This is a genomic window from Streptomyces sp. NRRL B-1347, assembly GCF_000720325.1.
GTDB lineage: Bacteria > Actinomycetota > Actinomycetes > Streptomycetales > Streptomycetaceae > Streptomyces.
The window spans coordinates 12693-25454 of sequence record NZ_JOJM01000061.1 but is presented as its reverse complement, the minus strand read 5'-3'; the positions used below and the strand labels follow the sequence as shown (position 1 = coordinate 25454).

Genomic DNA, 12762 nt, shown 5'->3' with positions numbered 1-12762 from the left:
CCGCACAGGAAAGCTGAAAGGGAGGGCGTGCCGGTGGGGGGCTGCTGGGCCGTCGGCCGGGGCGTGGCGGCGCCCGCCGTGGGGCCTGGTCGGCGGTCATGTGCGCTTTCCCGTGTTCCGCGGGTGGGATCTCAGGCAGGCGACGCGGTCCTCTTCGAACGCCTTGCGCCACTGGTCGTTGGGGTGCCGGGCGTCGTATTGCCACGGGGCGGGCGTGGCGAAGTCGCCGATGGCGTCGAACACTTCGGTCGCCCACTGCGCGAAGCCGCCCCTCGCCAGGGCGTAGGCCAGGTAGTTGAGATCCAGCTGGGAACTGGTGGCCGGATCGCACTTGCGGAACCAGCCCTCGAAGGCCTGCGTGACGGCCCGGGTGGTGTCCTCCCTGGTCCACAGCAGGTTCAGCGTGACCTCGGCGCCTTTGTCCCGTCGCTCCCTGAACTCCTGCACGCGGGCGTAGAGAGGCAGCAGTAGCAGGGGCGAGTCGGCCGGAGCGAAAGAGACCGTCCAGCGGGCGAAGTCCGTCGCGACTGCCTGGCGGCCCGCCGGACCCGGGCGGGCCTGGAGCGCCTGGGACATGCGGTGCCATGCCTCGCGGTTGAACGGATCCCGTCGGTGCACTTCCCCAAGGAGGCCCCAGGGCCCGCGAGGCATCAGATACTCATGGGGCGGCGGAGCCATGTGATGCTCTGGATAGCGTTCCGTCGTGTCCGTCTCGGCCAGGGCCAGACGGCAGATCCAGGGCACCGAGTCGTCGGGATTCCCCTCGCCCGCCTTGTGGCACGCCTGCCGGGCCCGGTCTGCCAGCGTCTCCAGGTCCCGTGCCTGCTGGGAGCCCTGCGCCCAGTGCTTGCGGTGGGCCTGCAGCACGCGTTCGGTGGCGACCCTGGCGTACATCACCCGGGCGGCGAGGCTCCCCGGCTCCTCCTTCAGCCACAGCTCCACGACGTTGGTCTGCGCTGCGACGACCCCCAGCACCTGGGTACGGGACGTCCACTGCGGCCAGTTGCCCGTCCGGGCAAGCACCTGCCGCATCTGCATCCAGTAGCCCGCCTGTATGTCCAGCACCGCTGCGGCGAGGTCCGTGTCGCGACCGGCCGGGTTCGAACTCGCCATCAGCGCCCCTCTCGACCGGCCCGGCACGGGGCAGTCGGCCGATTCTTCCGGGCGCGGCGGCTTGACAGTCCGGGCGCCTTCACGCGGCAACCGGCCGCATCAGACGGCGCTGCCGAGACCTGGTGGCGCGCCCGACGGGCGGCAGGTCGTTGGTGTCCTCGTACGCGTCCCCGTGACGCAGCGCGCCGCAGCCCGGCTGCGCTGGGCTTGCGCTGCGGCTCGCCGGGTGGTGTGAGCACGACACCGGAACGGTGTGCGCTGGCGGCCATAGGCGGAGGACCCCTTGGGCAGTTGGGACGGGCTGGGACGGTCGTACGAGGGACAACGGCACGGGTTGGCGGGCAGGGCTGAGCCGGCCGCTGGCGCATCGCCCGGCCGGAGGCTGTCGCTCATGGCTGGTAGCGAACGCCTGACAGTTACTTAAGTGCCTGGAGAGGCTCATGACCAGCGATTCCCAGAAATTGATCGATTACCCAGAGACGGGTTTCAGCCATGCAGCGAACGACCGTCACCATCCGTGACCGGACCCGCGAGGCGCCACGCTCAAACGGCGCGCCATCGCGGCTCGGCAGCTCGCGGCCACGCGCTCACGGACATGTGAAACAGGGTCACCGCCCTAAGCGGAAGCAGGCATACCCCCGGTGACCTGGCCGTACTCCGGTCCGACGGAATGAACGACGGCCCGCACATCAGAGGCGGCGCCGGTCGGCTCGCGCCGCGGGCAGACGGTTGATCACGAGCCGGACCGGCCGCACGACCTGACGACGCACCACACGACCGCTCACCACGAGCCCGCCCAGCTCGTCGGGGACCCGTCAAATCTGGCCGGACAGCGCTTCCTGGTCACCGACGGAAACTGTGGGCCTGGCAGCAAGATCTTGCATGGGCACTGTCACGTCGGCGGACTGCCGTGAGACGATCTTCTTCGTCGACGCCGTGCCGCACCGGCACGGCGCTGACCGGTCGAAAGGCGCTGTCACGTTGCTTGCCGGGCAGGCACGTTGAGGCATGCCGATGGTACGCAAGGGCAGTGAGGAGCACTGCGTTTCAGGCGTTCATGGGTCCCGGTGACGGTCTCCCAGACACGGAGGCATCCGGCCATTTCGGTGGGTAGCACCAGCCGTCCCGGACAAGCTCGGCTCGCCTCACATCCGGGCCTTCAGCACGTCGACCTCGCAGCCCGGCGCGAAGGGGTCGAAGCCGTGCTCGACCAACCAGCGAACCGCCAGCAGGCTGCGCAACGACCACCACGCGTGGATCACGTCGAGGTCGATGTCGGTGCCGTAGCCCGCGATGACGTCGTCGAAGTGTTCCTCGTGCCCGAGCGTGAAGGTGGCGAGGTCGTACAGGGCATCGCCCTGGCCCGCCTCGGACCAGTCGATGATGCCGGTGACCTCGTCGCCGTCGACGAAGACGTGCGCGATCTGCAGGTCGCCGTGCGTGAACGCCGGAGTCCACGGCCGCAGCGCGGCCTCGGCGACTTGGCGGTTGCGGGCGACCAGGTCAGCGGGCAGGAGGCCGTTCGCCACGAGCAGCCCGCACTCGTCGTCGAGTTCCGCCGCCAGCGCGTCGACGCTCCGCCCGGCCCGGCCGGTGCGGGGCGGCAGGGGCGCTTCGTGCAGCTTCCGGATGGCGGCGCCCGCCGCGGCCCACGCCGTCGGCGACCCGGTCGACGGCCCGCCGAGACGCCCGAGCGTCGTCCCCGGGAGCGCGGCGATCGCGAGCACGGACGGCTTGCGCCACAGGACCTCCGGGGTCGGGACCGGCGCGAGCGACATCGCCTCGACCTCGGCGTCCATGCGCGCCTGATCGGCGTCCACCTTCAAGAACACGTCACCGACGCGCAGAGTCGCACGCTCGGAATGGGCGACGACGACTTTGACCTCATCCATGGGCGACCAGTATCCCGGGGATGATCGCCGACGTCGCCGGATTTATCGCGTGCGACTTCATCACGTCCGGCTTCATCACGTCCGGCTTCATCACGTCCGGCTTCATCACGTGCGGCTTCATCACGTGCGGCTTCATCACGTGCGACGACGCGGCTGACCGCGTTCCGCTGCCCGGCGGCTCCGGGCGACACGCACGGTGGCCGCACCAATGCGACCAACGCTGCGGGGCGAGGGCTACGGTGCGGGCGTGTTCGGTCTTGTGGTCATGTTTGTGCGGATCGGGAGTGCGCTGCGTACGGCTTGGGAAAGGCCCACGTTTCGCGGGACGGCCTGGACGCTGGCGTTGCTGTGGACCTCAGCGACATTCTTCTACTCGGCTCAGGAGAGATGGGGTGTTCTGGATTCGTTCTACTTCGCGGTGTGCACCGGGCTGACGATCGGCTACGGGGATCTGGCTCCCGCCACGGATCTCGGAAAGGTCTTCACGATCCTTTACGGGCTCCTCGCGGTGGGCATGTTCGCCGCGCTGGCCACTCAACTCGCGCAGGCCTTCACCACGACTCACGCCGACCGGGCGGCCCGTTTCAAGGCGCGAAAAGGGAAGGCGAAACGGCGGCATGACAGCAGCTGACACAAGGGCACGAGCCCGGACGGTCAGGTCAGGTCAGGTCAGGTCAGGTCGAGGAAGGTCCACCGGGCGTCCGGCTGGGCGCCGCTCAGCCACTTGCCGCAGTTCTGGAGTACCACCGGGCTCGACGTGATGTGCTGCGTGCCCGTCCCGAGGTCGCGCAGGAAGCGGTCGATCGGGCCGCGGCGGATCGCCGCCGAGCCGGCCCAGCGGTGTACGGTGCGGCCCACCTCGAACACGGTCGAGGTCGTGTGGTTCAGCACCAGACGGATCAGGGTGTCCTGCTCCGTGCTCGGCAACTCGCCCTGGTCCAGCGTCTCTTCGACGTCCTGCCAGACGTCGTTCGCCCAGGCCCGGGCCGCCCGGAGCCTGGCCTCCGCCGTCGCGTACTCGGCGTGGAACTGGGAGGTGTCGACCGCGGCGCCCCGCGAACCACTCCGCGCCGCGGCGACCCGCTTCATCTCGTCCAGGAGGCGTCGGCCGACGCCGAGGGCCCAGCCCGTGTGCCCGATCGCCGACATGTTGACCAGGCCGAGGCGGTAGACGGCGCCGCCGTTGACCGGGGTGTCCGTGGTCGCGACGTAGGTGTACTCGTGCGGTACGTACACATCGGTGCAGTGGTAGTCGATGCTGTGGGTCGCGCGAAGGCCGAGCACGTCCCAGTTGCCGTCCAGGGTGACCTGCGACTTCGGCATGGCGAGGACGCGCACCTCGTCGGTGCCCTCGACCTGGATCGCGCTGTGGATGTGGGTGGCGTGCGCCATCCCGGAGGCGAACTGCCACTGGCCGCTGACCCGATAGCCGCCCTCCACGGGGACGGCCCGGCCGGGGCGTGTGCCGTGCCCGGAGAGCAGCGCGTACTTCCCGTTCGGCACGTCGGGGAACAGTTCGGCCGCCGCGTCCCCCGCGAGGTACGCCGCGGTGGTCCCGGTCATCGTCTGCAGCGCGAACATCGTCCACCCGGCCGAGGCGTCGTGATAGCTCGCCCGCTCCGCCGTCTCGATCAGCTGCCGCGGCGCGAACTCGTATCCGCCGAGGCTCAGCGGGAGCTCGGCCCGTACGATCCCCGTGTCAAGGAGGGCCCGCGCCGTGCCATCGGGCAGCTTCCCCAACTCCTCGGCGGCATCGGCCCGTTCGTCGAGCATCCCGCCGAGCGCGTCGATCCGCTCCAGCACCCCCGCCAGTTCCGCACTGACATGCAGCCGCCCCTTGCCTCCCATGAATTTCCTCTCCTTGTGGCCTGTTCCCCGATCGTCTCACGCACCCGCCCGACGGCCCGGTCCGGAGGCCCCAACCAGCCCTACGCATCCGGCTGTTGACCTCGGCGCCGCCCCGCAGGGGCCGCCACTCCCCCGCGGTGGCGGCCCCGTCCCGGCTCAGCGCAGCCGGGTTGCGGCGTACGCCTCGATGGCCTGCCGCTGGTACGCGGCCAGGCCCGGTGCGATCGACTCGTACGCCGCGCGCCAGTGCTCGTTCTCCACGCAGCAACGCCCGATCGCGCGGTACTCCTCGGCGGTGGCTGCCCGGCTCCGGGCCAGCGTCCGGTACTGGCTGCCGATCTCGGCCTGCACCGCGTCGGCGTCAGCGGGCAGGCCGGAGGCCATCAGCTCGGCCAGCCGGACCAGCTGCGCCGTGCGCTTGCGCTCGTCGGCCTCGATCTCGGCCCGGCTCAACGCCAAGGTGTGCCGCTCGACGGCCCCGACCAGCTCCGGGAAGTCGTGCAGGACCTTCATGCAGCGGGCGGGCCCGATGCCCTCGAACAGGTTCTCCGGTCGGCTGATGGTGATCATGTCTGTGCCGTCCTTCCTGGACTGCTCCAGTTCGGTGATCGTGCGGGCGACAGTGCCGGCCAGGGTGTCCAGCCGGTCGCGCTCGGCGAGCAGCCGGCGGTGGTGACCCCGCAGGGCCTCCACCTCCTCGACCTGCGCGGCCAGGATCCGGCCGATCTCGGGCAGCCCGAGACCCAGCGCCCGCAGCACGAGGACCTGCTGCAGCCGCAGCAGTTGGCGTTCCTCGTAGTAGCGGTGGCCGTTGGTGCCGATCCAGGCCGGCGGCAGCAGACCGATCTCGTCGTAGTGCCGCAGTGTCCGGGCCGTCACACCCGACATCCGGGCGACCTCCGCGATCGGCCAGGCCATCGCCGCCCCCACGGGTTGCTTCACAGGGCCGGAATCTCCGGCCCTGTTCAGGACGGTAGAGGCTGCCGCTGCGGCAGGTTCAAGCCCGGCTTTCAGGCTCCCAGGCCGCACGCCGATCGGCGACCGCCCGGATGGTGATCACGAGAGCCTCAGCCGCACTGGAAGTGCTGGCCATACCTGTACTGACGTACACCATGATCACATGGGAACATGCGCTAAAGGCCGGGCAGTTGAAACGCTCCGGCGGGCGCAGGGAGGGGGACCCTGTGACGCTGTTCCTGTATCTCGGTATCGCGGGCGTCTCCGTCCTCGCGGTCTCACTGGCCCTCGGCCAAGTCTTCGAAGGGCTCTTCGGCGCCGTCTTGGAAGGCCTCTTCGGAGGGTTGTTCTCCCTGCCCGTGCTCGCCGGCTTCGTCGCGATGTTCGGCTTCAGCGGCGCGCTCACTCTGGGCCTGACCGATCTCGGCGCCTGGGCGGGCGCAGCCGTAGGAGTGGGGGCCGGGGCCGTCACGGGCTGGTTGGCCTGGCAGGGCAGCCGGGTGCTGATGCGCGACGAGAGCCCACCGCCTCCGCGCGGCAGCGACCTGGTGGGCAGCGCGGGCTCCGTGGTGACGGCGATCCCCGCCGACGGGTACGGAGAGGTGTTGCTACAGCTTGCCGGGCAGCGGGTGAAGCTCTCGGCCAGGAGTGTGCTGCCGGTGCCGCGCGGCACCGAGGTCTGGGTGGAGGCGTCGCTGTCGGAGACCGCGGTCGCGGTGCGGCCGGTGGAGCGCTAGACAGCACGTCGCCGACGGTACGTGCGTACGGACGGACGCGACTGGGGGGAGTTCGAAATGAGTCCAGTGATCACTGCCGTGGTGGGAGCCGCCGTTCTTCTGGTGCTGCTGACCCTCGCCGTCACCACACGCTACAAAGTGGCGGGACCGAGCGAGGCATTCATCGTCACCGGCCGACGCGGCAAACGGTCCGCCGACCCGGAGACCGGCCGGATCCTCACCGACAACAGCCGCCAGAAGGTCGTCATCGGCGGCGGTGTGTTCGTCGTGCCGTTCGTGCAGCACAAATACACCCTGGACCTGTCCTCGCGGCACATCCGGGTAGCGGTCCGCGGAGCGGTCACGCTGCGCGGAGTGAAGTCGAATCTGGAAGGTGTGGCGATCGTCAAGGTCGGCGGCACCGAGGACTCGATCAGGGCTGCCGCCCAGCGCTTCCTGAAGCAGCAGGAGGGGATCGTCAGCTTCACCCAGGAGGTCCTGTCCGGCGCGCTGCGCGCCATCGTCGGACGGATGTCCGTCGAGGACGTCATTCGCGACCGCGCCGCCTTCGCAGGGCAGGTCGCCGAGGAGGCGGAGGCCAGTCTCTCCGGGCAGGGCCTGGTCATCGACGCCTTCCAGATCCAGGACATCACGACGGAAGGCTCCTATCTGGAGGACCTCGGCAGGCCCGAGGCCGCCCGCGCCCGGCAGGAGGCAGACATCGCCGAGGCCGTCGCCAAGCGGACCTCGGAGCAGGCCCGGCTGAAGGCGGCCGAGGAGATCGCCATCGCCGAGCGGACGTACGCCCTGAAGCAGGCCGCCATCAAGGCGGAGACCGACCAGGCCGCCGCGACGGCCGCCGCCGCGGGGCCGCTCACCGAGGCCGCCCGTCGGCAGGAGATCCTCACCGAGCAGGAGAAGGTCGCACAGCGGCAAGCCTCCCTCACCGACCGGGAGTTGGACTCCCGCGTCCGCAAACCGGCGGATGCCGCCCGCTACCAGGCCGAGCAGCGGGCCGAGGCCCGCCGGGTCGCCCGGGTCAAGAAGGCCGAGGCGGAGGCCGAGCGGGCCCGGCTCACCGGTGAGGGCGAGAGGCAGCGCCGGGCCGCCCTTGCGGACGCCGTACGCGTCGAGGGCGAGGCCACTGCCTCCGCCATCGACGCGCGGGGCGCCGCGGAGGCCGAGGTGATGCGGAAGAAGGCCGACGCCTTCACCCAGTACGGCGACGCGGCGGTGCTGCAGATGCTCGTCGAGGTGTTGCCGCATGTCGTATCGAAGGCGTCGGAGCCGCTCAGCGCCGTGGACAAGATGACGGTGATCTCCACCGACGGCGCCTCCCACCTGACCCGCACGGTCGCCGGCAACGTCGTCCAGGGCATGGAGCTGCTCAACTCCACCACTGGAGTCGACCTCGCCGAACTGCTGCGCGGCATCACTCGCCAGGCATCCGACACCGGGAACGGCAGTGGCGAAAGCCCTGACGAGATCCCGAAATGAGGGCTTGCGCAGTCTGCGGCGCTCGCACCTAGAACGTAGCGTTACGTTCCACAGAACTCGCGCTAGGCCGTCGGATTGTGCCAGCGGCCCTCGACCGCGGCTCCGGTGAGGCCGGGGCCGATGCCCAGCAGGAGGGTGCGGCTTCCGTGGTGCGGGCCGCTGGCCGCCGTGCGGGCGAGGATGTCCAGGACGGCGACGCCGCCCAGGTTTCCGCGGGTCCGCAGGCTTTCCCAGGAGTGCTGGAGGAGGTCGGGGGCGCACCCTAGGCCCTTGGTGGCGTCCTCCAGGATCCTGGGGCCGCCCGGGTGCGCGATGACGACTTCGGGCGTCCAGTACGGGTCGGTCGTGTGCAGCCACTCCCACAGCGGGCCCATCAAGTGGTTGATCCCGTCGGGGGCCCACTTCTCGGAGGTGAAGTGCATGCCGGTCGGTTCGACCTCGAGCGTGTAGGAGTCCATGGTGTGGGGCACGAGGTGCTGCCAGCTGCCGCGGACTTCCAGGCAGGCGTTGTGCGGGTCGCCGGAGACGATGCAGGCGCCCGCCCCGTCGCCGAACAGCATCCGGTAGAGGATCCCCGCCGGATCGTTCTTCTCGCGCCGGTACACGGTGCTCAGTGCCTCGCCGATCACGACCAGGACGCGCAGTCCGGGCATGGCCTCGACGAGCCGGGCGGCCCAGGCCAGGGAGTGGGCGCCGCCGACGCAGCCCAGTTGGGTGGCGGGCATGCGCATGACGTCCGGCCGCAGGTCGAGCTGGTTGACGAGGTGGACGTCGAGCCCGGGGGTCGCGGGTGTGGTGCTGTGGCTGGTGATGACGCAGTCGATGTCGGCGGGATCCAGGCCTGCGGCCTTGAGGGCGTCGTACGCCGCCGTCGTGGCCATCTCGTACATGGCGGGGAGGGCGTGGTTGTTGCGCTCGGTCACGGTGCCGGCCTTGGCGACGACCTCCAGCGGCGTGACGAAGTACCGGGTGTCGATCTTGAGGTTCCGGGCCCAGCGGTTGATGACGGCGGGAGAGGGCAGCTGGGGGTCCGGGGGCAGGGAGTCGATGATGTCGCTGACGACGGCCGACGTGGGTATCTCGAAAGCGGGGATGACGACTGAGGGCCGGGTGACGTAGGCCACGGGGGTGCTCCGTTCTGCACGCGCGGGGATGTGGTCTGTAGCCGTCCCCCAGCACGCGGGCCCGTTCCTTCTGTTCCGACGGTGTTCCAGCCGTGGAGGGTACGAAGGCGGCGCGTGTCCACAGGAGCGGACTGGTCGAGGTCCCCGACCGGGAGGTTGTCGCAAGGGGCGGGGTTCTCGCAGGTTACATGGGGCAGATCGGCGCACTCTGCGGCCAATCTGCGTGAACTGCCCCGGACCTGAAGCGGATTAGATAATTCAGGAGTGCGTGCCAGGGTGAGCCGCATCCGATGTGTCCCTGGCCGCAGCAGAACGCCGCTAGACGAGCGGCACCCATGTCATGACGATGAATCGCCCGTGGATGGCACCCATCGGTGTGGCGGCGGCGGCGTTCATCACCCCGACCTCCTGACGGGAGCCGTGGACCATGAGGCGGCGGGAGCCGTCGGGGTGGATGTAGGAGTCCAGACGGCTCTCATACAGCGCTTTCAGCTCGGGCTGCTCAAGCACCTCGCGCTCGATCTGACGCAGTTCCTCGTGCGCCTCGTTGTCCCTTTCCTTGAGCGCGGCGGACAGCTGGCTGAGCGCCACCGGCCCCCAGTTCTCCGCCCAGTCGGGCATGGCGGCGCGGCTGTCCTGGTGCGGGGGCAGCGACAGCATCCACCTCATGACGTTCTGCGGCATGGGGTGGAACAGGGCGTTGGCGGCCTCGTTGTGGGCCACGACGTTCCAGGCCCCGTCGCTCACGTACGCCGCGTGCCGCTGGCTCCGGACCACCCACTCCCACTTCTCGCGGAAGTCGAGCGAGGTGGCCGGGCGCAGCGGGCTGGGGGCCCGGTGACCGAAGAGGGAGATGTAGAGGTCGTGCCACTGGTGCTCCCGCAGGTTCAGGATCGTGGCGACGCGGCGCAGCAGGCCGGGGTCGGGGTTGGCGATCTTGCCCCGTTCCAGTCGCGCGTAGACCCCGCGAGCGGGGTCGTAGCCCAGCAGCAGGGACACCTCCACCTGGGAGAGGCAGCTCAGGCGGCGTCCGCCCGGTCCCCGCTCAGCGGCAAGACCGGCCTTGTGCCGCAGTTCCGGCAGTTCCGCGTACTGGGCCGCGTCGGTGCGCTCCCGCGCGTTGCCCAATATCTGGCCGACCCGTTCGCTGTCCATGAACCCTCCCCAGGAGCCATCCGCGGCCGAAGCCGACCCAGATAGCTATTCAATGTTCAATCATGTGAGATTGTTTGCACTGTCGCGCAGCCCGCCCTTCCGGGAGAATCTACCGGCTGTGCGCCAGAGATCTTCGCGCATGCGGTCAACAATCTGTGGGCAGGGCTCCCCGCCCGGCGTGCGGTGGCCTCGATGCGGGGTCCTGGGACACCAGGTTGCGGGAAAGCCGAACGCGAGCCACGAAGGGCCTGCGAAAGTGCGGCTGGGCCCCTGATGGGATGGAATGAGATGGTCCGTGTGGGGCAGAGCGGACGCTGACTCTGCTCCTCAAGAGCGGTAGCCGCTCAGTGCTTCACGGCCCCAGGTCATGCCGCCCAGCGGTTGCCGCCTTCCAGGAGGCCACCATGACCACGCATCGCACTCCCGTGATGTTCATCCACGGTTTGTGGCTCCACTCGACGAGCTGGCAGGGGTGGGCGGACACGTTCCGTGACGCCGGGTACGAGCCGATCATGCCTGAGTGGCCCGGCGTCCCGGCGACCGTCGCCGAGGCGCGACGCCGCCCCGAGGACCAGGCCGGCGTCGGGCTCGCGGAGATCTCCGCAGCACACGCCCGAGTCATCCGGACCCTCGACACCCCGCCCGTCCTCGTCGGGCACTCCGTCGGCGGCTTCATCGCCCAGCATCTGCTCGGCCAGGGCCTGGGCGCGGCGGCGGTCGCGATCTGCCCCGGCCAGATCAAGGGCGTCAAAGCCGTCGGCCCGGCCCAGGCGAAGTCGACGTTCGCGTTCCTGCGCAATCCCGGCAACACCAAGCGCGCCGTCTCCCTGAACAAGGCGCAGTTCCGGTACGGCTTCGCCAACGCCGTACCCGAGAAAGGGTCCTACCGCACCGCCGCCGACATCCTGGCCCGCGGCTTCTATCCGGACATGGGTGCCCCCGAGCGCGTCGTCATCATCACCGGCGCCGAATACGCTCACCTCGACGGCCGAAAACCCCCGCGCGTCCTCCAGCTCGCCGAGCAGGCCGCACGCTGGACTTACGAGCAGCACCTCCCCGCGGCTGTGACGACGTAGCCCGGCAGTGCGCCCCCGTCGGCCCACCGCACCTCAGTGACCAGCAGGAGAAAACGTGCAGATCCACGTCAGCCCGCCCGGCATCGCGCACGGACAGTACGACATGACCACGGACGAGGTCGCCGCCGTCCTGTGCCGGCGCCACCCCGAGCTCGCCGGACACCCGGACTTCCTCACCGCGGCCCGCGCGGTGACCGGGCGGCGCCGCAGACGCATCCGGCCGTGCCCCGACGATCGAGTGCACGAGCCGTACGCGGCGGAAGACCGCCACGGCGATCTGCGCGTGCTGATGGGGCAGGCATGCCGCCGCGCGCTGACGAGCGCCGGTACGGCCGCCCAGGACGTGGGAGGGCTAGTGGTCGTCCAGGATCCGCCATCCGCCGAGTCCGATCCGTTCCTCGACAGCGACGTGGTGCTCACCCTCGGCCTGCCGTCCACCACCGCACGCGTGCCGTTGACCGGCTTATCCAGCACCGGCGCCGTGCACGCGCTGATCGTGGCGGAGGACATGGCGAGGCTCGGCAAGCCCGTCCTGGTGGTGGCGGCCGGGATCCACCAGCCGCTCACCGCCATCGGCTCCGACACCGCCACCCCCGCCGCGCTCGCCCGTCAGCTCATGGTCAGCGACGGCGCAGCGGCCGTCGTCGTCAGCGGTGGGGCCCTCGCCGAACGGGGTCTGGTCATCGACGCGACCTGGCAGTACGCCCATCGTGACACCCAGGTCTCCGCGCAGGCCGAGCAGCTCGGTTGTCTCGTCAAGGACCATCCGGGCTTCTCAGCGCTCCCCTGGCTGCGGCCAGGGCAGACGCCGCCCGGCTTCGCGCTCGTCCACCCCGGTGGCCCGGCCCCGCTGCACTCCCTGTCCCAGGCAGGGCCCCTGCCTCAGCAGGCGCTCGAACCCTCCATCGTCGGCATCGCCGAAGACGGCGACTCGGGCGCTGCGGCCGTGCTCCAACTGCTGGCTCGCCTCCACCAGCGCCCTCCCGCCGCCGGATCCCACGGCCTGCTGCTGGGACTGGCCCCGGGCCATCTGGCCGCGGCCTGCAGGGTGCGGTGGACAACCTCGGCCATTCCCCGGCAGAAGCAGCCGAAGTCGGCACACGAAGCAGCCTTCTGACCAACGCTGTTCACCGTACTGATCTAGTAACTCTACGTACGCTGCGTCCGCAACGCTTGTGCGGCGGCGGCCAGCTTCGTCCGTACGGGATCAGGGGGTAGCGCAGGGACCGGCCCGGAGTGGCACACCATGTCGGCAGCCGCTCCGACCACTCCGGGTTCGCGGCTGGGGTCGGGAATGAGACAGATAGCTCCCAACGGCTCGCGGAGCGAGCCGGATTCCTAATGGGGTGCTTCACCCGGCCACGGAGCCTCCGCGAAAACCTGT

The 12762-nt window shown here is 70.1% G+C and carries 12 protein-coding genes; 5 read left to right on the top strand and 7 right to left on the bottom strand.

Annotated elements, in window-relative coordinates; all coding sequences use genetic code 11:
* Positions 1-96 precede the first annotated feature (96 nt).
* The 3 genes from IG74_RS0135165 to IG74_RS54275 form a co-directional block, all read right to left on the bottom strand.
* Positions 97-1113: a hypothetical protein gene (locus IG74_RS0135165; protein WP_030685590.1), complete on the bottom strand. Its 1017-nt coding sequence runs from the start codon at positions 1111-1113 to the stop codon at positions 97-99.
* A gap of 1145 nt (positions 1114-2258) precedes the next feature.
* Positions 2259-3005: a phosphotransferase family protein gene (locus IG74_RS0135155; RefSeq protein ID WP_030685587.1), complete on the bottom strand. Its 747-nt coding sequence runs from the start codon at positions 3003-3005 to the stop codon at positions 2259-2261.
* A complete protein-coding gene (locus IG74_RS54275; protein WP_267885628.1) occupies positions 2998-3129 on the bottom strand; it encodes a hypothetical protein in 132 nt (43 codons plus the stop codon). Before IG74_RS54275 ends, IG74_RS0135155 begins: the two co-directional genes overlap by 8 nt.
* 123 nt (positions 3130-3252) lie before the next feature.
* Between IG74_RS54275 and IG74_RS48230 the strand changes: the two genes are divergently transcribed.
* On the top strand, positions 3253-3636 hold the full coding sequence (locus tag IG74_RS48230) for a potassium channel family protein (protein WP_199818933.1): 384 nt from the start codon (positions 3253-3255) through the stop codon (positions 3634-3636).
* A gap of 38 nt (positions 3637-3674) precedes the next feature.
* Here the strand turns inward: IG74_RS48230 and IG74_RS0135140 are convergent, their stop codons facing one another.
* Both IG74_RS0135140 and IG74_RS0135135 read right to left on the bottom strand, forming a co-directional pair.
* Positions 3675-4853, bottom strand: coding sequence for an acyl-CoA dehydrogenase family protein (locus IG74_RS0135140; RefSeq protein WP_030685582.1), 1179 nt, complete (start codon positions 4851-4853; stop codon positions 3675-3677).
* Between the two features lie 156 nt (positions 4854-5009).
* Positions 5010-5771: a MerR family transcriptional regulator gene (locus IG74_RS0135135; RefSeq protein WP_030685580.1), complete on the bottom strand. Its 762-nt coding sequence runs from the start codon at positions 5769-5771 to the stop codon at positions 5010-5012.
* Positions 5772-6037: 266 nt separating this feature from the next.
* Here IG74_RS0135135 and IG74_RS0135130 point away from each other — a divergent pair, with 266 nt between their 5' ends.
* On the top strand, positions 6038-6547 hold the full coding sequence (locus tag IG74_RS0135130; RefSeq protein ID WP_030685577.1) for a hypothetical protein: 510 nt from the start codon (positions 6038-6040) through the stop codon (positions 6545-6547).
* 57 nt (positions 6548-6604) lie between these two features.
* On the top strand, positions 6605-8023 hold the full coding sequence (locus IG74_RS0135125; RefSeq protein WP_030685575.1) for a flotillin family protein: 1419 nt from the start codon (positions 6605-6607) through the stop codon (positions 8021-8023).
* A gap of 62 nt (positions 8024-8085) precedes the next feature.
* Here IG74_RS0135125 and IG74_RS46515 read toward each other — a convergent pair whose 3' ends face one another.
* A complete protein-coding gene (locus IG74_RS46515) occupies positions 8086-9147 on the bottom strand; it encodes a hypothetical protein (RefSeq protein WP_051856012.1) in 1062 nt (353 codons plus the stop codon).
* 318 nt (positions 9148-9465) lie between these two features.
* On the bottom strand, positions 9466-10302 hold the full coding sequence (locus IG74_RS0135115; RefSeq protein WP_030685569.1) for a hypothetical protein: 837 nt from the start codon (positions 10300-10302) through the stop codon (positions 9466-9468).
* A 404-nt stretch (positions 10303-10706) separates the two neighbouring features.
* Here IG74_RS0135115 and IG74_RS0135110 point away from each other — a divergent pair, with 404 nt between their 5' ends.
* Both IG74_RS0135110 and IG74_RS0135105 read left to right on the top strand, forming a co-directional pair.
* The gene (locus IG74_RS0135110) at positions 10707-11378 is read left to right on the top strand and encodes an alpha/beta hydrolase (RefSeq protein ID WP_078869301.1); all 672 of its coding nucleotides are present in this window, start codon (positions 10707-10709) and stop codon (positions 11376-11378) included.
* Positions 11379-11433: 55 nt separating this feature from the next.
* Positions 11434-12495 carry a hypothetical protein gene (locus IG74_RS0135105; RefSeq protein WP_030685565.1) on the top strand — a complete coding sequence of 354 codons (1062 nt, stop codon included), beginning with the start codon at positions 11434-11436 and terminating at the stop codon, positions 12493-12495.
* The last annotated feature ends 267 nt before the right edge of the window (positions 12496-12762 follow it).

What these genes read in the sequence shown, in the direction of transcription:
- IG74_RS0135155 (WP_030685587.1), bottom strand. Translation starts at nt 3,005, where the DNA reads ATGGATGAGGTCAAAGTCGTCGTCGCCCATTCCGAGCGTGCGACTCTG.
- IG74_RS0135115 (WP_030685569.1), bottom strand. Translation starts at nt 10,302, where the DNA reads ATGGACAGCGAACGGGTCGGCCAGATATTGGGCAACGCGCGGGAGCGC.
- IG74_RS0135135 (WP_030685580.1), bottom strand. Translation starts at nt 5,771, where the DNA reads ATGGCCTGGCCGATCGCGGAGGTCGCCCGGATGTCGGGTGTGACGGCC.
- IG74_RS0135165 (WP_030685590.1), bottom strand. Translation starts at nt 1,113, where the DNA reads ATGGCGAGTTCGAACCCGGCCGGTCGCGACACGGACCTCGCCGCAGCG.
- IG74_RS0135125 (WP_030685575.1), top strand. Translation starts at nt 6,605, where the DNA reads ATGAGTCCAGTGATCACTGCCGTGGTGGGAGCCGCCGTTCTTCTGGTG.
- IG74_RS0135110 (WP_078869301.1), top strand. Translation starts at nt 10,707, where the DNA reads ATGACCACGCATCGCACTCCCGTGATGTTCATCCACGGTTTGTGGCTC.
- IG74_RS0135140 (WP_030685582.1), bottom strand. Translation starts at nt 4,853, where the DNA reads ATGGGAGGCAAGGGGCGGCTGCATGTCAGTGCGGAACTGGCGGGGGTG.